We start from the raw sequence: 21844 nt of genomic DNA on the forward strand, positions 1-21844 counted from the left end.
GAAACAATACGAATAGATAATAAAAACAACATACTAATTTATGGCATTACAATGTGGAATAATGGTAATGCCATATTCAAAATAACAAAAGAGTAACAAAAGAATATAAATATACTATATATCAATATATTACATTCATTTATCATTTTCTGTTGTTACTTCATTTTTCCCTTCTTCACCCTTGTTTCTTGTTACTTCTGTTACTCGTTTGTTACTCAAAAACAAAAATATTTTCTATCTTTGCTACTGTATCAAACAAGAAGTAACCATGAGCAAAGAAGTGAAAATAAAGGAGCCAATCCGTATCAGAACCAAGAAATTGAACAACGGAAACGAATCTATTTACTTGGACATCTATGTAGATGGAAAAAGAAACTATGAATTTCTAAAACTCTATCTTGTTCCAGAAAAAGACCGTGCAACCAAGAACCGTAATGCAGAAACCATGAAATTGGCAAATGCCATCAAAGCGCAAAAAATCGTTGAAATACAAAATAACCGCTATGGCTTCAGCAACAGTAAAAATAAGTCAAACATCAAGTTGATTGACTATATCCAGTACATAGCTGATAAAGATATAGAAAAGACAGGCAGAAAGGTCACCTCTAATACCCTTATCCATCATTTGCAACGATACGATAAGACAGGGATTACATTTAAACAACTCGATAAGGAATACATTATTGGTTTTGTCGAATATCTGAAAACAGCTAAACAACAACATTGTAAGAAAGAAAAATATGTAAGTCCAAATACACGTGCCCACTACTACAAGATGCTTCGTTATTGCATCAATTATGCTGTAACAGAAGATATTTTACCTGCTAATCCTATGGATAAAATAAAATTGGAAGATAAGCCTAAGCAAGTACAAGCCAAGCGAGAATTTCTCACCATAGACGAGTTGAAAATTTTGGTAAAAACAGATTTCCGCAATAACACGGTAAAACGAGCTTTCCTCTTCTGCTGTTTTTGTGGTATTCGCCATTGCGATGTAGCTGCCTTAACATGGGGTGACTTAAAGGAAGACAATGAAGGAAAATATACCCTCAATATGGTACAGCAAAAAACTAAAATAGCAATCTCAATACCACTAAGTGGTGAAGCTATAAAGCAACTGCCTCCTAAAGGCAATGCAAAGCCCACAGACAAAGTTTTCGCTGATTTAATATCATTGGGCAGGACAAATGAAATATTGCCCAAATGGGCAGAAAGTGCAGGAATAGACAAACATCTTACATTCCATGTATCCCGCCATACCCATGCAACTATGATGATTACACTTGGAGCAGATTTATATACTGTATCAAAATTACTTGGGCATACAAATATTCAAGTTACGCAAATATATGCTAAGATTGTGGATGAAAGCAAGAAGAAAGCTATTGACCTGATACCCAACTTCACAGATTAGCTAACAATCAAAATAAAAAAAGTAAAATTAGAACCACATTAAAAAGATTTTGTTACTTTTGTAATAGTATAGAATCTATTCAAAAAGAATATATGGAACAATTAAGTCACATATTTTCCATAGGACATGGAAGCAAGGATATCAAAGAGCTTATATTGGAACTACAAAGTTTCGATATTGAGTTTCTTGTTGATATACGCTCTAAACCATATTCTAAATTTTATACTCATTTTAACCAAGGCTTCCTCAAATATTCTGTAGAAGAATACCACATTAAGTATGGATATATGGGAGATTTATTAGGGGGATTACCTTTAGATAGAACGTGTTATACTGATGGTAAAGTCGATTATAACAAGCTAAAAAACAAAGAGTTTTTCATCGAAGGATTAAAAAGATTACAAAATGCAAATAGTAAAGGATTTAATGTTTGCATTTTATGCAGTGAAAGCAATCCCAAAGAATGCCATAGAGCAAAACTCATTGGAGTTGAACTACAAAAAATGGGAATTGAATTAAGACATATCATTGGTATTGAGAAAGAGAAAACACAAAACCAAGTAATTTTCGAACTAACTAATGGCGATGGTCTTAATACCATATTTGGCGAAGAACATTTCACATCAAGAAAAAAATACATCTAATAAAATATGGAATTCTACACAATTGGGGTATATGGCTCTACAGAACAATCTTTCTTTACAAAGCTAAAAGAAAATGGAATAGATACATTTTGCGATATTCGACAACGAAGAGGAGTTAGAGGTAAAAAATACGCATATGTAAATAGTACCTATTTACAAAACAAATTAAAAGAATATGGAATTAAATATTTATATATAAGCCAATTATCTCCAACTACTGAAATTCGAGAGCTACAAAAAGAAATAGATAAGAAGAATGGAATATCGAAATCTGCTCGGATAGAAATCGGAAAAGTATTTGAAATTGAGTATAAGAACAAAATATTATCACAGTTTAATTTTGATACATTAATACATACATTAAAAGAAAACAATTCTCAGAAAATAGCTCTATTCTGCGTTGAAGAACATCCTGAAGCATGTCATCGTTCTATAGTAGCAAAAGCTTTACACCTTAAATACAATAATTTCATTAAACACCTATAAAATGAAAGTTCTAATAGTATCAAAAACACACATGAATACAGGAGTATGCGTTGGAGGCATAACTTTTGATGGAAGATTTGTACGATTGCTTGATAACAATGGTCACAATCAATCTGACGATTGTCCATTTAAAATCAATGAGGCTTATGATATTACATTCATAGAAAAACAAAATCCGACCCCACCCCATATCGAAGACATTTTAGTACAAAGTTCTAAATATGTAGGACGACTAAAAGATGGCATAAGCATGATTGACTTTATAACAAAAAGAAATATCAGTATATGCAGAGGTAATATTGATAATTTATTTGATAAGGCTCTAAAATTTACAACTAATGGAAGTGGATACATAAATTCTTCAAAAATTCCACAAAACAGTGTTTCTTTTTGGATTGCCGATAAAGACCTAATAAAAAGTATAGATTCTAAAGGAAAAGTTCGGTATAAATACCAAACCGATGATCCTTGGAGTTCTGAGATACAAATTAAATATGTAGGGCTACAACCTACAGAAGACATAATTCCCAAAGGAACATTATTACGTGTTTCTCTTGCACGATGGTGGTCACCAAATGATGTTGAAGTTGAAAACAGGTGTTATTTACAATTATCGGGCTGGTACAAATAATAACATAAACTGGCGAAAAACAGAAAAACATTTCTCTTTTCGCCAGCCCCTATTTTGCTGCTGTTCATACAAATGAGTTTAGTTTGTTTTGAACATATAGACAAAGGAATAGACTAAACCTAATCAGTAAATCTATTCTATAAATATACAAAATATCAAATCGTGAATTATTTTAGATTTGACCTTTTGTATATTTTAGCTAAATAAAGAATTTACAATTTAAATCCTTTGCTCCTTTTCTGTTCCTGTTTTGACTGTATGTTCTGATGTAGTTTGTTAAACTGCTCTTTGAACCATTCGGAAATCGGTTGTCTGTTAATACTTAGAACCAACTTCGTATTATCTGTCGGATTTTTCACTACTTGAAAACCTGCCTTTTCCGTTGTAAATTTCCGTCTATATTCTTCCGAGTACAAATTTCCACTGCACACAATCGGCTCGCCTTTTACAAGTTTGTCTGTCAATTCCTGATTGAAACCGACAAGGCGGCATAGCTTTTCAATGCGGAGTAACTCCATGAAGTATGGAAACCATTTGCACGCCTTCTCAATGATACGGTTAAGACGTGAAATTTCCTTATCCCTCTCATTCAGTATTTCAATGTGCTTCGCTTGTACTTCTGTTAATTCCTTACGATGTTGTTTCTGCTGCTCCTGCACCATGGTTTGCAGTTTTTCTATACTTTCGTCACGAGTGGTAACTTCTTCATACAGTTGCCTATTCTCCTGTTTAAGCTCCTTGATTTCCCCACTGCCCAAAAGAGAACCCACCTTTGCAATAAGAGCGGCTTTTGCTTCGGTCTTGACCGCTTCAAGTTTCTGCGTTCCTATTTCTTTCTTAACCTGTTTTAACTGCTTCTCAGCTTCCTCCCTTTCCTCTTGGAGTTGCTGCACGCCCGTTTCCAGTTTGCCCGTCTGCCGCTTCAAATCACGGTAATACTGGGCTGTGGTGACGTGCCTTGCTTCCGAACCACGCACGCCACGCTGCAAACCGTATTTATCCATGATTTTGGCGTAGTCGTCATGGTAGCCTATCAACTTGTCACGGTTCAATACATCATCAGCACATAGCCGGGCTGCATCCGCTTTCTTTCGGTAGGAACGCTTACCCTCCGTTTGCTTCTGTTTTGCTTTCCTGCGCTCTCCCGTTACTATCGGTACGATGGTGGCGTGTATGTGAGGTGTAGTTTCATCCATGTGCAGAACTGCTGAAACGGTATTTTCCCGTCCGAAAGTCTTGTGCAACCATTCCATACTGTCGTTGCACCATTCATTCATACGCCCGTCTTGCTGTATCTTCATCATATCCTCGTGTGTTCCCGACATCATGACACGGATAGCCCTTACTTGGTCGGGAGTAATCTTCCGTTTGATGCCTGCCGACTTGATGCGATGTGCTATCGCTTCATCACGTACCGTCACACCTTCGGGAAGTTCCACCAGTTCACGATTAAGATGTGTACGTGTAGAATCCACATTCGGAGCTATCACCCTGCGCTCGATATGGTCGGACATACGAGCGTCGGATGCTCCCTTTGCTTTCTTGAAATCAAGAGTAAAATATCCCATATTGAATACTGTTTTTTCGTTAGACAATTCCGTTTGCCTCGCACATTCGCCGCATGGTTCACGGGGTTTCAAAAGGGGCATCGCCCCTTTGCTCGATAGGGTGTTTTTAGCGGTGCTTGCACTGCGTGAAGAAAACGCCCTATTGAGCTATGGCTTTTCCTTACTCAAAAGCCTGTGGGAAGCGTGCGGCAACTACATTCTAAACCCTCTGCTTCTCTTTTTGGCTGGTTGTTGTTCCTGCCTGTCGGCTTGTTTGACCGTCTGTGATTGTTTGGTCTGCTGTGTCAAGTCTGCCGACTGTATCAACCGTTTTCCACACAAATAATCATTCAAATCTTTATAGCCACTATAAATGCGCGAGGAATCACGGACACGGAAACTGTACTCTTTATAAAGTTCCTGTACGGCTCTTATCCCTGCCGTATCATTGTCGAAAAAACAATGTATTCTCTCATAGTTCCCCAACGGGTACAAGGCTTTGGAAAGATTGGAAACAGAGTTCAGAATAAGATAGTCCTGCTTGTCAAAGTCGGGATAATCAGAACAATTTTTCTGTCGCAAGGTCAGAAAAGAAAGATAGTCCATAAACCCCTCGAACACATAGCAGATTTCTTTAGGTTCTCCAGTCTGCCGTATATGGGTGATGTCTTTAGGAGCTATGCAGCCTTTAAAATACTTATTGCGTACCTCATAACCTCCCGATGCGTTAGGAAAGCCGATGGCAAAGTTCCATTTACCGTTAAGCGAGAAACGGACTTCCATACATTCTTTTTTCGCAAGTGCTGTATTTATGCCTCTATCCTGCAAGTATGCAAACAAAGCAGGAGAAGAAAGCGGCACTGTTTCCAAATGCTGGAAACTCGGTTGGGTTGATGACTGCTGGCGAAAGGAAAAAGAAACGGGACGGATAGAGGGGCTTTGCTCCGCTATACGGTCTAAAAGGTAGGGTAAACTGTCGGATGCGTAAAGTTCCTGTGCCAATGCAATGATGTTGCCGCCTTTTCCTGCTCCAAAGTCGTACCATAAATTGCGGTCTGTGTTCACTTTGAAAGAAGGCTCTTGTTCCTCTCTCAACGGTGATTTATACCAAAGACTATTGCCCTGTTGCTTTATCGGGTTATAGCCTAAACTGTGCAGATAGTCTGCCAACTTTATATTTTTGGATTCTTCGATTGTCATAATCTGAATGTATTGGTAAATGAATAATTGAATCAGTTCCGTTTAGTCCGCTATATATACACCCGGAGTGTATTAAACTGACCTTGTATAGTGGTTCGTTAAAAAGAAGTCCATTCCTTTTATATATACACACGGACTAAACCAAACTTACTTTTAGTAGTGGAAATCAGAATTGTACTTGTAGCCTTTTCCCTCTTTTATTATCATGCGCTTGTTTACAAGGAATTTGTTCAAGTCCACGAGAATATTGCGCCCACGTTCAAAACCGATACTTGCGTAACCTTTTTTCAAGGCTGCGATAACATTGGGATAGCCTTGCACTACATCCTTTCCAAATCCGTTTTCTAACGCTTCACGATGCTGTTGCTCCGTAAGTTCTGTAAGTGGAAAGTTGCGATTCTGTTTAGGTTGTTCAAAAACGTAATCTTTCACAACTTCGGGCAATGCAGTTTCATTGATGCGAAATGCAAACGGTTCAAAATCCTTGTCTCGAATGTGCATCGCCTTTACTTCGCTAATATCCACATCCTGCGTACTTTTGGTTATCTGTAGGACGGTTTCAGCCTTGTTGTTAAGTTCCGTTCCTATATGCCCACGTGTATTATCATCCCCTTTATTCAAGTGTAATACGGTGTGAATATGCAAATTATACTCACTTGACCAACGCATTAGCAAATTGATGACGTCGGATGATTCGCTGGGGCTGTTGATGTCGTACATCAAATCACGGATACCGTCTATAATCACAAGACCTATACCCTCCATATTAGCAAGCATGTAGTCTATTATCTGCTTTCGCTTGTCGGGTGTACATTCTCTCAACACGACAAAGATAAAATCCTCTCTATCCTTATCAGTAGGAAGACCAGCCAAACGCATGATGCGTTCCATCACCTTATGGCAGTGGTATTTGCTCTGTTCTGTGTCCACATACAGAATTTTACGCTTGTTTTCGGGCAGGAACGCTGAATATTGCAAAACTTCATCATTCTTCAATGCCGCTGCCACAATAGCAGAAATATTGAATGTCTTTTTGCTTTTGGCTTTACCTGTGGATGCGCTGAAATTTCCCAGTGTTCCAATAGTTGAACCATTTACCCAAAGGATTTCGGGTGGCACATCGTAAGTATCGGTAATCTTCAAATGAATGGTTTTCCAAAGGACTGCAAAATCTTCTCTTGTTATTGCTGCATCCTCTTTCTTCTTTTCCGTCACTTTTTTGTCTTCCATAGTTTTACTTTTTTAAAGGACGGTTACTAAGGATATACTTCTGCGCTTCCTGTTCTATTTGCGCCTGTGTCTTGATAGGATTTTGGCGTAGCCACGCCTCCAAATCTGCCCGTTCAAAAAACAGCATCTTGCCCTGCGGTTTATAGTGGGGTATCAAGTTACCCGAAGTCAGTTTGTACAGGTAACTTTTGGAAAGGTTAAGAAACTTGCTCGCTTCATCAAAGCTAAGCACATTCTTAGTTAAAAACAGCATCTGTTCGAGTTCCTCAACTCGCATCTCTAATGTCTTATCCATATTGCTTTTTTGGATTTAGTGAAACAATATGAAGGTGCGCACCCTCGTTTTCTTTTCGTTAACGAGGGCAAATGTATTGAGGATTAGCTTGATAGTGGATTAAGTTATGTTTAAGGTCTTAACCTATTCTTAAAGTCTTTTCAGTTGTTTGATATAGTTGTATATGGTTGCAAATCCTTTCTCATGGGAGATACCTTTCACATAATTGGTTGCTGTGGCTAAATCCCCTTGATTGAGGTATTTATCCCTACTTTTGTCTTTGGAAAGAAACAGTTTATTATTGGCAATAACCGATTGCCAATTACCGGTAATCAAAGACCTATTACTTAATTCCGAAAAAAGGAAAGCTACATATCTATTATTATTTGACCTTAATATTGCATTAGGTTTACAGGAGAGTATCGCTTTCAAATCATCAACAGTTACAGAGGCATTGAACATTTTAACCTCGTTGATGCAATCTGCAATCAATTCTATCTGTTTGTCATTAAGAATTGAACCAAACGGATTTTCCGTTTCAGCAATAGGGGGTACGACTTTTATCGGAAGCTCGGTGTTTGTTGTCGGCTTCTGTACTTCCTGTTCCGGCTGTGGCTCCAGTTCTGCCCGCGCTCTATCTTCTTTCTTTTTTCGCAAGTATGCTGAATATCTTTCCAACACAACGGTTTTAACCACTACAGAAAAATAAGGCAGTTCTTCATCATAGGCTGAATTGTCCTGTTCGTATCGGGAATAATCAAATGAAAGAGGAGAGAATAAAAGGTACTTTCTTTTTTCATCGGGCTTCAAGGCTTCATAAAAACCGCTTTCCCAAAAGAAGTCATGTATGAAATAACAACGCTGTATCTCACTTAGTACAGAATAACTCATATACAAACTCGCTAATTCATCAGCAGCACGAATATACTCTTGTCCTTCCAATTCTTCCACCTGTTCCATATTCAGGTATTGGGATTTCATATAAATACTTCTTTCTAAGGTTTCATAGGCATGGTTAATGCAACGGTCAAATAACCTTTGTATATTGTCAAATTTAGCTTTAAACTCTGTATTTTCCATAATGTTCTCTGTTTCATTAATATGAGCAAAGATAACGATTCTACTTAAAAACTAATAATGGACAAAAGAGAAAGTATAAGAAGATAACCGCATTAGCCTAAAATTGATTATCTTTGCACACCAAAACGAGGTAGAAGGGACAATTATTCTTTTTTAACTTTATATTGTTACCATTTTGTTACTCGTCTATTTTACAGAGATATATAACTAATTGATAATAAGAAAAATACTATAATAATATGGCTTTACAATGTGGCATCGTAGGTCTTCCGAACGTTGGGAAGTCTACCCTTTTTAACTGCTTATCAAATGCAAAAGCACAATCAGCAAACTTCCCGTTCTGTACGATCGAACCGAACGTTGGTGTAATTACCGTTCCCGACGAGCGTCTGAACAAACTGGCGGAACTCATCAATCCGCAACGCATCGTTCCTACGACAGTCGAGATCGTCGACATCGCCGGCCTGGTAAAAGGGGCCAGCAAAGGGGAAGGGTTAGGAAATAAATTCCTTGCCAATATCCGCGAAACAGATGCGATCCTGCATGTGCTCCGTTGCTTCGACGACGATAATATCGTGCATGTGGACGGCCAGGTGAATCCTGTCCGCGACAAGGAAATCATCGACGCAGAACTTCAGATAAAAGACCTTGAAACCATTGACAGCCGCATCGCGAAAGTGCAGAAACAGGCGCAGACAGGTGGTGACAAGCAGGCCAAACAGGCATACGAAGTACTGGTAAAATTCAAGGAAGCTCTGGAACAAGGCAAAAGCGCCCGTACGGTGACCTTCGAGACAAAAGACGAGCAGAAGATCGCCCACGACCTGTTCCTGCTGACCAGCAAGCCGGTCATGTACGTTTGCAACGTAGACGAGGCAAGCGCAGTGAAAGGCAACAAATATGTAGATGCCGTACGTGAAGCCGTGAAAGATGAAAACGCGGAAATCCTGGTCGTAGCTGCCAAGATCGAGAGCGAGATCGCCGAATTCGAGACATATGACGAACGCCAGATGTTCCTGCAGGAAATCGGCCTGGAAGAATCGGGCGTAAGCCGTCTGATCAAATCAGCTTACAACCTGCTGAACCTACAGACTTACCTGACTGCCGGCGTACAGGAAGTACGTGCCTGGACATTTGAAAAAGGCTGGAAAGCGCCGCAGTGTGCCGGTGTGATCCATACCGATTTCGAGAAAGGCTTCATCCGTGCCGAGGTGATCAAATATGACGATTATATAGCATATGGTTCCGAAGCAGCCGTTAAGGAAGCCGGAAAGATGAGCGTGGAAGGCAAAGAATATGTCGTACAGGACGGCGACATTATGCATTTCCGCTTTAATGTATAGTAACTTTTCCCCTCTCGAAAGGGAGCAGGGGGTGTGTTATAGTTCAGCCTTATAACTAGCTTTAACACACCCCTTATCCCCTTTCTTACTTCTTCGAATTACGATATTGCAAAGGAGTAACCCCGAAATATTCCTTAAAACATTTCCCCATATATCCCGGGCTCGAGAAGCCGGCTTTCCAGGTAATCTCTGAGATTGTCAGGTCGCTGCTCTCCAGCAAAGAAGCACATTTGCGGAGTTTGATCTGGAGGATAAAATCATTCAGGGTCAATCCGGTGATCCCCTTAATTTTGGTTCCCAGACGGGTACGGCCCACCGCTATTTCACGACACCACATATCAATGTTAAAATCCTTATTCTCCATATTCTCTTCAATGATCCGGACGGAATCTTCCAGGAGTTGCCGGTCCAGGCGGTTGGTCGCCAGATCGGTCGGGACGGAGTCTGCCTCGGTATGGAAACGCTTCTGCTGCCGTTTCAGCGTATGGATGATATTATTACATTTCAATAAGAGTATTTCCATATTGAATGGCTTCACGATATAATCGCTCGCCCCGCATTTAAGACCTTCCAGGGCACTTTCCAAGTCTGTACGGGCTGTCAGCAGGACGATCGGGATATGAGATGTCTCGAGCTTACGCTTCAGGCGCTGGCACATGGCGATTCCGGACAGACCGGGCATCATCACGTCGCTGATAATAAGATCCGGCTGCATCTCTCCGGCGATACGGATACCCTCTTCGCCATCGGTTGCCTTATAGACCTTATATTTGATCGAGAAAGCCTCTTCAAGAACCTGTAACAGGTCTTCGTTATCTTCCACCAGCAACACGGAAAGTGAAGTATCTGCTGTTTCCTGTACAATCATTTCCGGAAGATCAGGACGGTCCGGCAGAAGAACGGCGTCTTCCGGTTTCATTGGTTGCATAGGCAACGGTTCGACAGGAAGCGGTTCAGTCACTTTCTGTTCGTCCGTGAAATGTCTGTCACCCAGACAAAGGGTAACGGTAAAAGTCGTACCCTCTCCTACTTCACTTTCGACTTCGATCAAGCCTTTATGTTGCTGGATGATCTCATGTGTCAACGACAAGCCGATGCCGCTCCCCGAAAGAGAAAGACCGGTTGCATTATCCGCCTGGTAAAAACGCTCGAATATATGGTCTTGTTGGTTCCGGGGAATACCGGAACCTGTGTCGGAGATACGTATCTCCGCAACTTCCTTTTTACGCAACAGGCTAACAGTGATACATCCTTCATTCGGCGTAAATTTGAACGCGTTCGAAAGCAGGTTATTGAATACTTTCCGAATCTGCACCGGATCGAACCAGACAGGAATATCCTCCTCCACCGTTTCCAGCTTATATTGTATCCTGTTCATCACCGCATAGTCTTTGAAAGCATCGAATTGTTGCCGCACGAAAGGGACCAGGTTCTGGCAACTCACATGGAAAGGCATCTTACCCTGTTCCAGGCGGCGGAAATCGAGCACCTCGGTAATCAACTGCTGCATCTGTGCCGTATATTGGCGCACTTTCAAAAGTTTGGTCCTGAACGTACCCCCCAGATCATAGTTCTGCAACAGCAGGTCCACCTGGCTGATCATCAGCGTCAGAGGAGTTCTCAGTTCATGAGATATATTTATATAGAATTTCAGCTTCATCTGGTTCAGCCTCTCTATGCGCAGTTTCTCCCGGTGTTCCATTTCCAGCGAAGCCTTCAGAAAAGCCCGGCTACGGTTGAAACGGATCAGCCAAACCAGAAAAAGAAGACTCAGCAAACCATATACCGCAAAAGCATAGGGAGAAGCATAGAAGGGAGGCCGGACACTGATATGGAGAGCGATCTGCTTGCCTCCGCCTACCTCGCGCACCAAGAGATTGTAATCTCCCGGCGATAAAGAAGTATAAACGATCTGCTGGTGCAACGTACGGGTCCATTGTTTATCCAACCCGTCCAGTTTATATTCAAACAGGTTCTTATCGGCATAGCGGTAATTCGTAGAGGTGAAACCAATGGTCACATTATTCTGGTCATGCGTAAGCATAAGCCCGGAAGTATACGATATACCTTCTTTCAAAATACCTGGCGACGCCGACGGAAAGACCGGATTATTATTTACAGACAAACTATTGAACGAAATGGTATAAGGGACCTGTGCCGTAGACAGGCCCGACTCTTTTGTGGCGATCATGCCTTCCACACCACCGATAAAAATCATACTGTCTTTAGGAGAAATATAGACGCCACAATTCGAGTTCAGACGATGCAAAGGCGATGAAGTACCCAGTAAAGTATGCGTACTCTTTCCGGTTTTCATATCGAGCAAGGTGATTCCCCGGACAGATGTGACCAACAATTTCCCCAACGGGGTAACGGCTGCCCGGAACGGTTCGTTGGTCAGTAAATGACCTTGTTCCTGGTTGTAGCAGGACCAGAAATCATTCATCGTATCATATCGCAATACACCGACACCCGTCACCACAAAATAAAGATGACCTCTCGTATCTCCGGTTATGCAATGGACAGGCTTCTTCCCGATCATCTTTTTTACGGCTGGGATCTCTTCGGGCATACGGTTGTCCATCCTAACACAGACAACCTCCCGGTTGGCCGGAGCCAGCCATAACCGGTTTTCATTATCCAAATAGGCGGAACGGATAGTAACACTAGTGCGGCTGAGAAGGTCGGGATCGGAGAAGAGCGGGGAGAGTTTCCGGGTATCGAGATCCAGCAGGAACAGGCCTCCCTGCGAAACCACGATCAACTGCCCCTGCCACGGTATCAGATCCGTAACGATCTGCTGGTTATCTTCCAGCAATACATCTTCACCCAAGCGTTCCGGACGTCCGGAAGAAGGAGAGTAACAATATAATCCGTGCTGGAAAGTACCGATATACAGCCGGTCGTTTCCAGCATCATACCAAACAGATTTGGTCGTACCACACGGCAGGCGGAAAATATCCGGTTTGAAGCGTTTCACTTTCTGTGTATGGCGATCCAGACAATTCAGACGCCCGTGTTCGGTCGCTATATACAAATTGCCCTTTGTATCCTCCGCCATCTTTCCGAACAGGAACCCCCTCAGGCTTTCCGGATCATCCGGCGAAATACCGTAGAACAGGTAATTCTCTGTATTCGGATTAAAATAACTCAGGCCGCCGTAATAGGTCCCAACCCACATTCCTCCCTGGTTATCCCGGTAGATATCATAAACGGATGAATGCTTCAAAGACCAGGGGACTTGTTCTTTATGCGACAAATGATAACAATCGTCCAAAGAGGGATTCACCACCGTTATCCCGGCATAGGTACCTATCCAGACATTCCCTTTAATATCCTGGTTAATACTCCTCACCTGGTTATTGACAAGCGGACAAGAGAGCGTGTTTTCCTGCAAAGACAGCCATTCGCCTTGGCTAAATACTTTGGCTCCGTTGGCCAACGTACCGACCCACAACCGCTCCCGGTCATCTATAAAGAGAGATGTAACCGACTCATTTTCCAATAATACTTGAAGACTCCCGTCCGCCAACCGGAACAATCCTTTCGTGGTAGCCAGCAACCAGCCTTCAGCCGAAATACACAGGTCCTTTATAATAACGGTCGAGTCCGAGAAAGCACAGATCTTTTGGGACCCGCCATCAGGATTATACCGGTAGAACCCGTTTCTATAAGCATAAAACAAGGCGCCATCCCTATATTTCAACGCATGCGCCTGCACGGAAGTTTGCCGGAATTCTTCCATCCGCATATCATAGACTACCAGGTTCCTGTTCGCCAACATATAAATACAGGAATCCCCGTCGCCACAGATTTCATGGATATTATTATCCTCCATCCCATCCAGATAAGTAGACAAACGGAACGAACGGACGACTCTTCCGTCATACACATTAAAGTTATCATTCCCGAACCAGACAGCTCCTCTTTTATCCTGAAAAATGGATATAGCAGAAGGTTGTGCAAAGCCATCGTTCAAATCAATATGCCGGAAATAAAGTTCTTTCGCCGATAACGGAAACAAACAATATAAACAGAGTAATGTATACAAGAATTTAGGCCTCATAAACAAAGATATTTAATGCAAATTTAACCCTTTTTTAGCGGTAAACAACAATAAGAGTGCACGTTAACTAAAATACAGAAGCAACATTATGGTAATATCCGTCGAAAAAATAGTAATATCAGCCACCAACGGTATTTACTATTCTATCAACCGATTCTAATATGCCTTTTTATCAGCAGATTATAGATTTGCAGCATAGAAACAAAATTTTCTTGAATCTAAATAAAGATTTATTTATGAAAAAAGTATTGAGACCTATCGGATTAATTTTACTCTCCGGCACCCTCTGTTCTACCGGCCAGGTATTTGCAACAGACGTAAAGTCGGAAGCTGTCGCCAACATCGCCCAGCAAAAGAAACAAGTAACAGGTACAGTCATTGATGCATTCGGCCCTGTAGCCGGTGCTTCTGTTTCCGTAAAAGGAACCAGTGAAGGAACAATTACAGATATGGACGGGAACTTCTCCATAGATGTAACTCCCGGAAGCACCCTGTCTATCTCTTTTATCGGCTATGTAACACAGGAGATCAAATACACCGGACAAGCATCCCTGCATGTAACGCTGGTGGAAGACACCCAGAAAATCGACGAAGTGGTGGTTACTGCCATGGGTATCAAAAAAGAAAAACGCGCTCTCCCCTACGCCATGAGTGAACTGAAAGCTGAACAGATACAGACGGTTCCCGTGCAAAACGTAGCTACTTCCTTATATGGAAAGGCAGCAGGCGTACAGATCCAGCAAACAGCTATGGGGCCTACGGGAGGAACTAAAATCCAGATCCGCGGTATCAACTCGGTAGAAGGTAATACCCGCCCGCTGATCGTTGTGGACGGTATACCTATCAATGATACCGATTCGCAATGGTCCGGCCGCGAACGTAACGAGATCCAGCAGGGTTCTGCCCTCAACGATATCAATCCGGACGATATCGAAACTATGTCGATCCTGAAAGGTGCAAATGCGGCAGCCCTTTACGGTTCGCGTGCTACCAACGGTGTGATCGTCATTACAACCAAACGCGGCAGTGCAGGAAAAGGACTGGGTATCCAGGTCAGCACTTCCTATATGTATGACCAGCGTGCTTATATGCCCGAATTCCAGAATGTATTCGGCGGCGGTTCAAATCCTTATTTTACAACGAATGCCGATGGACAGTACATATATAACGGCGATACATACCGCAGTTTCGGCCCGCGCATGGACGGAACGGAAGTCCTCTGGTGGGACGGTGTAAAACGCCCCTACTCTCCCCAGCCGGACAACTACCGCGATGTATTTAAAGATGGTTTTACCAACAACAACAGCATCGCCATTACCAACGGGACGGAAAAGAACAGCATCCGCCTGGCTTACACCAACATGAATTATGGCGGTTATCTGGAAAACTACAAGCAGAACAAACATAATTTCAGCTTCTCGGGTAACTTCAAGGTGCACGAACGTCTGACTTTCGATGCGTCCATCTCATTCAACATGTCCGATACGAAGAATATGCCGACCCGTATCGACCGTGTTTCCAATTATCCGATGCCCCGTAATGAGATCACCCAACTGTGGAAAGATCATTACAAGAGCGAAGACGGTTATTTTCTGAGCAACCAGATCCAGAATATCAGTTCAGGAAACCGCGACAACATTATCAAATATCTGATGTGGCAGCAGAACGAAAACGAATACACACAAAAACGTGAACGTATAATCGCCTCGATCTCTGCTAACCTCAAAATATTCGACTTCCTTAATTTCCGTCTGCGCGGCGGTACGGATCGTTATCGTGACGACAAAGAAAATAAGGAATACTTCGAAAGAGCCTCCGATCCGGCAGATATGACCAATCTTCAAGGCAGCTACCGTAAGGAAGATGCACATTACCAGAAGAACTACGTGGAAGGTTTGCTGATGTTCAACAAGGCTTTCGGCGAAGATTTCGACGTGAGTGCCACACTCGGTATGTCGGGCGAAGATATTGCCGAATCGAAAATGATATGGGAATCAGAAGGGCTGAAATATAATGGTATGTTCTCTTCCGAAAATAACAAGAAAGACCCGAAAAAAGCCAGCAAAGACAAAGTTGTCAACCAGGGTGAATTTCTGGGAGCCGTATTCGCATCCGCACAGTTGGCTTACAAACGCTTCCTGTATCTGGACCTGACAGCCCGTAACGACTGGTCATCCCGCCTGTCTGCCGGTAACCGCAGCTTCTTCTATCCTTCTGCCGGTCTGAGTTTCGTTTTCACAGAAGCTCTGGATATGCCGGATTGGCTGAACTATGGTAAGGTTAGAGGTTCGTATGCCATCGTAGGTAACACTACTCCTTCCATCTATTTCACCAACTCCGAATATCAATACGGATTGTTCAACAACTCTGCCATCACCAATGAGTTCAAATCGGATGTTCCGCCAACCAATATTGCTCCTGAAAAGACGTATTCATGGGAATTCGGTCTGGAAGGACGTATGTTAGACGGCCGCCTGGGTGTCGACCTGGCATACTATACCAACAAGACGAAGAATCAGATCATCACGGTTCCCGTTGCTCCTTCTACCGGTGCAGTAGGTATGAAAATGAATGCCGGAGAAATCGGTAACCATGGTGTGGAAATCCAGTTGACAGGTACTCCGGTACAAACAAAAGACTTCAGTTGGGAAAGTATCCTGAACTTCTCCTATACGCACAACGAGCTGATCTCCCTGATCGACGGAATGGAAGGCCGCCAGATCAGCAGTCCATGGAGTGCCGCCATCTTTAAAGCCGTTCCCGGATATGCAACACCGAGCGTATTTATCAAGAAATGGTTACGCGACGACCAGGGACGTATTGTTGTCGACAAAAACGGTTATTATCAGCAGGAATCGGAATTCACTTATGCAGGTAGCGCCGCTCCGAAATTCATCGGCGGTTTCAGCAATACTTTCCGTTACAAAGATTTCTCTCTGAACGTTCATATCGACGGTTCCTTCGGAGGTAAACTGCTTTCATTCACCAACAACTACCTGAAAGCATCGGGTGCCGGCAAAGAATCCTTGTGGGGACGTGACGAAGAATACGGTGGACTTCCTTATTACATCGACAAGAACACCAACCAGAAGATTGCATTGGATAATCATGGTTCTTCAGCTCCGGCGAATGCTCTTGACGGACGTGTCCGCCACGACGGTATCGTTGTTAATGGTGTAGATGCCAACGGTAACAAAAACGAGATCATCGTATCGGCTGCCGACTACTATAACAACCGCTACAACAAAGCCGGTTCAGAAGATAACCTGTATGATAACACCTATATCAAACTGCGTGAACTGAAACTCTCTTACCGCGTTCCGAAAAACATCGTTTCCAGAATCGGTTTACAGAATCTGAATGTATCACTGGTCGGCAGTAACTTGTTCTTCATCTATAAGAGCGTTCCCAACGTAAACCCGGAAGCAACACTGGGTACAGGCGGAACGAATCCTTACGTGGAATATACTTCTTATCCGTCGGCCAGAAGTTTCGGTTTCTCCGTCAACACAAGTTTCTAAAGTTTCATCATACATAATAAAACAGAAAATTCATATGAAAAGATTATTATATAGCCTGCTTTTAGGTTCTGCAGTAGCGTTCTCTTCCTGCGAAAGTAAACTGGATGAGAAGCATAGCAATCCGGACGGATTCACCAGTGCTGAGATTGAATATCTCTTCACTAAAGGTGCACAGAAAACTATCGAAAACGACTATGCCGATACCTGGAACTATAATTTCCGCCTGATTGGGAATTATATCCAGACTACCGCCCGCCAAGCCGGCAAAGACCGTATCAATCTGTATCAGAATATTCAGGACGATAAGGCACGCTGGGAAAACTATTATGTAACCCGGATGAGTACACTGACAGAGATAGACAAGATTTATGCCACCCTGTCGCCGGAAGAACAGACGAAATACCAGAACTATATCGAAGCTGGTAAAATACTGAAAGCCTATAACACAGCCATTGCTACCGACTTTTTCGGTAACATGCCATATACGGAAGCTTTCACGGCACGTAACGTAGTGTACGGCGGGACCGTTATCTTCAAGCCTAAATATGACACGCAGAAAGATATCTATTACGCAATTCTGGACGATCTGAAATCGGCTGCCGCCTATTTTAAAACGGCTTCGGGTGACGATACGTTCAAGCGCCAGGATATCATTTACAAAGGTGACTGCAACGGATGGTACAAGTTTGCCAATTCACTGCGCCTGCGTTACGCCATGCGTATCTCCAATGTAGACCCGGAGAAAGCCAGACAGGTATTGTCGGAACTGTCACTCGACCAACTGATCACGACAAATGCAGAGAATACCTATATCAAAGTCTCCGGCATTGATACAGCTCCCGATGGTATCTGGCGTGCCATGAGAGAAAGCCATAATAAGACACACAGTTATTACATGTACGCTCCCGAACTGACAGTGAACATGTTGAAAGAAGCTGCCGACCCACGTCTGGTCGTATTCTATCAGCCGGCAACCGATAACGATGGAAATGTTTATGAAAACAGCAAAGAAATCATCGGTTATCCTTCTTCTGCCGATAAAGCGATCTCGCTGGTGAACGGACCAGACGGAACCAGACTTTTTGAAATATATGGTTGCCTGAACACTGTTACTTTCCGCAACAACTACCAGTTACCGGTCGGTATCGGTATGACTGCCGCAGAAGTATACCTTTGCCTGGCGGAAGCAGCACAACGCGGACTGTTTAGCGGTAACGCAGAAGAGTTCTATAATAAAGCAGTAATTTTGTCTGTGCAGAACTATTACGAATACTATAAAAACAGTGACGCAGAAAAGGGAAAAGACATGACGATCGCCAACAGGGATGTATCCGATGAAACATTGAGCAACTGGTTGGCAACATCGACATTCAAATTCAATCCTTCAAAAGCACTGGAACAGATCGCAACCCAGAAATGGCTGCATCTCGGCTTCCTTCAAATCTATGAAAACTGGGCTGAATATCGCCGTACCGATCTGCCTGTCTTGGATGACGACCGTGAAAACGGTACTTTGCTGAACAAAGAAAATGCTCCCGTACGTTTCTTGTATCCGGCAAAAGAAGCATCCATGAACACAGAAAACTATAACGCGCAGTCTGAAAACAATAAGATCAGTGCCCGTTTGTGGTGGGATACAAAATAAGTCTCACTCCCTGAACATCTAATCATTGACCGTATGGTTGATAATTGTTACCTTTGCGCTAATAATTACCGGCCATACGGTTTTATGCTGTAATCACATACGATAACAAACATATAATCCCTGAAGAAAACATGAATTTTAAGTACTTGTTACTAGCAGTCGCCTGTCTTGGAAGCGGAGCTGCACAAGCGAAAGACTCGATCTACAAAAAAGGGTGGATAGACCTCAACAAGAACGGTGTAAAAGACGTTTATGAAGATCCCGAAGCTCCTATCGAAGCGCGTGTACAAGACCTTCTGAACCAGATGACACTGGAAGAAAAAAGTTGCCAGATGGCCACTCTCTACGGTTTCGGGCGTGTCCTGAAAGACTCCCTGCCCACCGAAGGATGGAAGAATGAGATCTGGAAAGACGGTATCGCCAATATCGATGAACAACTGAACGGTGTGGGAAGCGCCCGCCGCCGCACACCCGACCTGATCTACCCGTTCAGCAACCATGCCGAAGCAATCAACAAAACGCAGCGTTGGTTCATCGAAGAAACACGCCTGGGCATCCCTGTGGACTTCTCCAACGAAGGTATCCACGGCTTGAACCATACCAAGGCAACTCCCCTGCCCGCTCCCATCAATATCGGCAGCACCTGGAACCGCGACCTGGTTCATCAGGCGGGAGATATAGCCGGTAAGGAAGCAAAGGCTTTAGGATACAATAATGTGTACGCTCCCATCCTTGACGTAGCCCGCGATCCACGCTGGGGACGTGTGCTGGAGACCTACGGAGAAGACCCTTATCTGGTAGGCGAACTGGGCACACAGATGGTAAAAGGTATCCAGCAGAACGGCGTAGCTTCCACGCTGAAGCATTTTGCCGTTTACAGCATTCCGAAAGGTGGCCGCGATGCCGCCGTCCGTACCGACCCGCATGTGGCTCCCCGCGAATTGCATGAGATCCATCTCTATCCTTTCAAAAGAGTCGTCCAGAAAGCGCATCCGAAAGGCGTAATGAGCAGTTATAACGACTGGGACGGCGTGCCTGTAACAGCCAGCTACTATTTCCTGACACAGCTGTTGCGCCAGGAATATGGTTTCAAGGGATACATAGTAAGTGACAGCGAAGCGGTCGAGTTCGTTCAGACCAAGCACCATGTAGCCGATTCTTATGAGGAAGCCGTACGCCAGGTAGTAGAAGCCGGCCTGAACGTCCGCACCAACTTCACACATCCGAAAGACTATATCCTGCCGGTACGTAAACTAGTGAAAGAAGGCAAACTCTCCATGAAATCGGTCGACCGCATGGTTGCCGACGTATTGCGCGTTAAATTCGAACTGGGACTGTTCGATTCACCGTATGTAAAAGACCCGAAAGCCGCCGATAAGATTGTCGGAGCCGACAAACATCGCGACTTCGTACTGGATATGCAGAAACAATCCCTCGTATTGCTGAAAAACGAAAACAACCTGCTCCCATTGGATAAGAACCAGACGAAAAAGGTTCTTATAGCCGGTCCGTTAGCCAAGGAAACGAACTATATGATCAGCCGTTACGGCCCTCAGGGACTGGATAACATCACTGTTTACGACGGCATCAAAGACTATCTGGGCAATCAGACAGAAGTTGTTTACGCCAAAGGCTGCGAAGTGAAAGACGCCAACTGGCCCGACAGCGAAATCGTCCCGACTCCGCTGACCGACGAGGAAAAGAAAGGGATTGCCGAAGCCGCCACTGCCGCCGCCGATTGTGACGTTATCATTGCCGTACTGGGAGAAGACGAATCCTGCACTGGCGAAAGTAAATCCCGCACTGGCCTCGACCTTCCGGGCCGTCAGCAACAACTGCTGGAAGCCTTGCACGCCACCGGCAAACCCGTCGTGCTCGTCCTGATCAACGGACAGCCGCTGACTATCAACTGGGCTGATCGCAACATTCCCTCCATCCTGGAAGCCTGGTTCCCCGGACAGTTAGGTGGAGAAGCGATCGCGCAGACCTTATTCGGCGATTATAACCCAGGCGGCCGCTTATCTGTTACCTTCCCCCGTTCAATCGGACAGATCGAGTTCAACTTCCCGTTCAAGCCGGGTTCACAGGACGGCCAATACTTCGAAGGCCCTAACGGTTCAGGAAGAACCCGTGTAAACGATGCTCTTTACCCGTTCGGCTACGGATTGAGTTATACCACCTTTGCTTATTCAAACCTTTCCGTAAAACAGGAAACACCCTATTCGCAAAGTCCTGTAACCGTTACCGTAGATGTCACCAACACAGGCAAACGTGCCGGTGACGAAGTCGTACAGTTATATATCCGCGACAAAGTAAGCAGTGTAATCGCTTACGAATCCGTGCTACGCGGCTTTGAACGTATCTCCCTGCAACCGGGCGAGACAAAGACCGTATCCTTCGTCCTCTTGCCGGAAGACCTGCAAATTCTCGACAGACATATGGAATGGACAGTCGAACCGGGCGAATTTGAAGTCCGCATCGGAGCCTCTTCCAACGATATCAAATTAAAAAAGACTTTTGTTGTAAAGTAAAAGACAGGTAATCATAGCCTATCCGCATATTTTATTCCCTCCTGCTTTCGAAACAATCCACAGATTTCGTAAAGTAAGAGGGAATATTTATTTGAAAAAAGAAAGATTTATTCTCTTTGCCACAGAGATAAAGGAGAAAAGGCTTGAAAAATCATGAATCTTATTGGCTATTAAACAAAAAGCGGAGATTAGTGAATACTTTTCGTATCTTTGGCAGAATATAAAAATATAT

Annotated in this window: 14 protein-coding genes; 8 read left to right on the forward strand and 6 right to left on the reverse strand. The window is 43.5% G+C overall.

Translation table 11 applies throughout. From position 1 onward, the window contains the following. Positions 1-268 precede the first annotated feature (268 nt). The 4 genes from K6V26_RS22395 to K6V26_RS22410 all read left to right on the forward strand — a co-directional run bounded on the left by K6V26_RS22395 (position 269) and on the right by K6V26_RS22410 (position 3175). Positions 269-1414 (forward strand): site-specific integrase, encoded by a 1146-nt coding sequence (locus K6V26_RS22395; RefSeq protein WP_224263914.1) that lies wholly within the window; start codon positions 269-271, stop codon positions 1412-1414. Positions 1415-1506: 92 nt separating this feature from the next. Further along, a complete protein-coding gene (locus K6V26_RS22400; protein ID WP_057329500.1) occupies positions 1507-2058 on the forward strand; it encodes a DUF488 domain-containing protein in 552 nt (183 codons plus the stop codon). Between the two features lie 6 nt (positions 2059-2064). Next, positions 2065-2544, forward strand: coding sequence for a DUF488 domain-containing protein (locus tag K6V26_RS22405; RefSeq protein ID WP_057329501.1), 480 nt, complete (start codon positions 2065-2067; stop codon positions 2542-2544). Between the two features lies 1 nt (position 2545). Then, positions 2546-3175, forward strand: a complete 630-nt coding sequence (locus K6V26_RS22410; RefSeq protein WP_057329502.1) for a dual OB domain-containing protein — start codon at positions 2546-2548, stop codon at positions 3173-3175. 212 nt (positions 3176-3387) lie between these two features. Here K6V26_RS22410 and mobV read toward each other — a convergent pair whose 3' ends face one another. The 5 genes from mobV to K6V26_RS22435 all read right to left on the reverse strand — a co-directional run bounded on the left by mobV (position 3388) and on the right by K6V26_RS22435 (position 8506). Further along, positions 3388-4743, reverse strand: a complete 1356-nt coding sequence (gene mobV, locus K6V26_RS22415; protein ID WP_057329503.1) for a MobV family relaxase — start codon at positions 4741-4743, stop codon at positions 3388-3390. Between the two features lie 192 nt (positions 4744-4935). Then, positions 4936-5922, reverse strand: coding sequence for a toprim domain-containing protein (locus tag K6V26_RS22420; protein WP_057329504.1), 987 nt, complete (start codon positions 5920-5922; stop codon positions 4936-4938). A 153-nt stretch (positions 5923-6075) separates the two neighbouring features. Next, on the reverse strand, positions 6076-7152 hold the full coding sequence (locus K6V26_RS22425) for an AAA family ATPase (protein WP_057329505.1): 1077 nt from the start codon (positions 7150-7152) through the stop codon (positions 6076-6078). Positions 7153-7156: 4 nt separating this feature from the next. Continuing rightward, entirely contained in the window at positions 7157-7447 is a 291-nt protein-coding gene (locus tag K6V26_RS22430) for a helix-turn-helix domain-containing protein (RefSeq protein ID WP_042987434.1), read from the reverse strand. A gap of 129 nt (positions 7448-7576) precedes the next feature. Beyond that, positions 7577-8506, reverse strand: a complete 930-nt coding sequence (locus K6V26_RS22435) for a hypothetical protein (protein WP_122377428.1) — start codon at positions 8504-8506, stop codon at positions 7577-7579. Between the two features lie 239 nt (positions 8507-8745). On the opposite strand from K6V26_RS22435, the gene ychF reads away from it, so the two are divergent. Then, a complete protein-coding gene (gene ychF / locus K6V26_RS22440; RefSeq protein ID WP_009860501.1) occupies positions 8746-9849 on the forward strand; it encodes a redox-regulated ATPase YchF in 1104 nt (367 codons plus the stop codon). Positions 9850-9934: 85 nt separating this feature from the next. On the opposite strand, the gene K6V26_RS22445 is transcribed toward ychF, so the two are convergent. Further along, positions 9935-13915, reverse strand: a complete 3981-nt coding sequence (locus tag K6V26_RS22445) for an ATP-binding protein (RefSeq protein ID WP_224263915.1) — start codon at positions 13913-13915, stop codon at positions 9935-9937. A gap of 236 nt (positions 13916-14151) precedes the next feature. Between K6V26_RS22445 and K6V26_RS22450 the strand changes: the two genes are divergently transcribed. From K6V26_RS22450 to K6V26_RS22460, 3 genes are all read left to right on the forward strand, one after another. Next, positions 14152-17436 carry a SusC/RagA family TonB-linked outer membrane protein gene (locus K6V26_RS22450; protein WP_224263916.1) on the forward strand — a complete coding sequence of 1095 codons (3285 nt, stop codon included), beginning with the start codon at positions 14152-14154 and terminating at the stop codon, positions 17434-17436. A gap of 34 nt (positions 17437-17470) precedes the next feature. Next, positions 17471-19081, forward strand: coding sequence for a SusD/RagB family nutrient-binding outer membrane lipoprotein (locus K6V26_RS22455; RefSeq protein ID WP_224263917.1), 1611 nt, complete (start codon positions 17471-17473; stop codon positions 19079-19081). 131 nt (positions 19082-19212) lie between these two features. Further along, positions 19213-21612, forward strand: a complete 2400-nt coding sequence (locus K6V26_RS22460; protein WP_224263918.1) for a glycoside hydrolase family 3 N-terminal domain-containing protein — start codon at positions 19213-19215, stop codon at positions 21610-21612. The last annotated feature ends 232 nt before the right edge of the window (positions 21613-21844 follow it).

The sequence above is a fragment of the Parabacteroides goldsteinii genome, from assembly GCF_020091425.1.
Lineage (GTDB): Bacteria > Bacteroidota > Bacteroidia > Bacteroidales > Tannerellaceae > Parabacteroides > Parabacteroides goldsteinii.

Excerpts from the sequence above, each read along its gene's own strand:
- K6V26_RS22395 (WP_224263914.1), top strand. The coding sequence starts at position 269 with ATGAGCAAAGAAGTGAAAATAAAGGAGCCAATCCGTATCAGAACCAAG.
- K6V26_RS22400 (WP_057329500.1), top strand. The coding sequence starts at position 1,507 with ATGGAACAATTAAGTCACATATTTTCCATAGGACATGGAAGCAAGGAT.
- K6V26_RS22405 (WP_057329501.1), top strand. The coding sequence starts at position 2,065 with ATGGAATTCTACACAATTGGGGTATATGGCTCTACAGAACAATCTTTC.
- K6V26_RS22410 (WP_057329502.1), top strand. The coding sequence starts at position 2,546 with ATGAAAGTTCTAATAGTATCAAAAACACACATGAATACAGGAGTATGC.
- mobV (WP_057329503.1), bottom strand. The coding sequence starts at position 4,743 with ATGGGATATTTTACTCTTGATTTCAAGAAAGCAAAGGGAGCATCCGAC.
- K6V26_RS22420 (WP_057329504.1), bottom strand. The coding sequence starts at position 5,922 with ATGACAATCGAAGAATCCAAAAATATAAAGTTGGCAGACTATCTGCAC.
- K6V26_RS22425 (WP_057329505.1), bottom strand. The coding sequence starts at position 7,152 with ATGGAAGACAAAAAAGTGACGGAAAAGAAGAAAGAGGATGCAGCAATA.
- K6V26_RS22430 (WP_042987434.1), bottom strand. The coding sequence starts at position 7,447 with ATGGATAAGACATTAGAGATGCGAGTTGAGGAACTCGAACAGATGCTG.
- K6V26_RS22435 (WP_122377428.1), bottom strand. The coding sequence starts at position 8,506 with ATGGAAAATACAGAGTTTAAAGCTAAATTTGACAATATACAAAGGTTA.
- ychF (WP_009860501.1), top strand. The coding sequence starts at position 8,746 with ATGGCTTTACAATGTGGCATCGTAGGTCTTCCGAACGTTGGGAAGTCT.
- K6V26_RS22445 (WP_224263915.1), bottom strand. The coding sequence starts at position 13,915 with ATGAGGCCTAAATTCTTGTATACATTACTCTGTTTATATTGTTTGTTT.
- K6V26_RS22450 (WP_224263916.1), top strand. The coding sequence starts at position 14,152 with ATGAAAAAAGTATTGAGACCTATCGGATTAATTTTACTCTCCGGCACC.
- K6V26_RS22455 (WP_224263917.1), top strand. The coding sequence starts at position 17,471 with ATGAAAAGATTATTATATAGCCTGCTTTTAGGTTCTGCAGTAGCGTTC.
- K6V26_RS22460 (WP_224263918.1), top strand. The coding sequence starts at position 19,213 with ATGAATTTTAAGTACTTGTTACTAGCAGTCGCCTGTCTTGGAAGCGGA.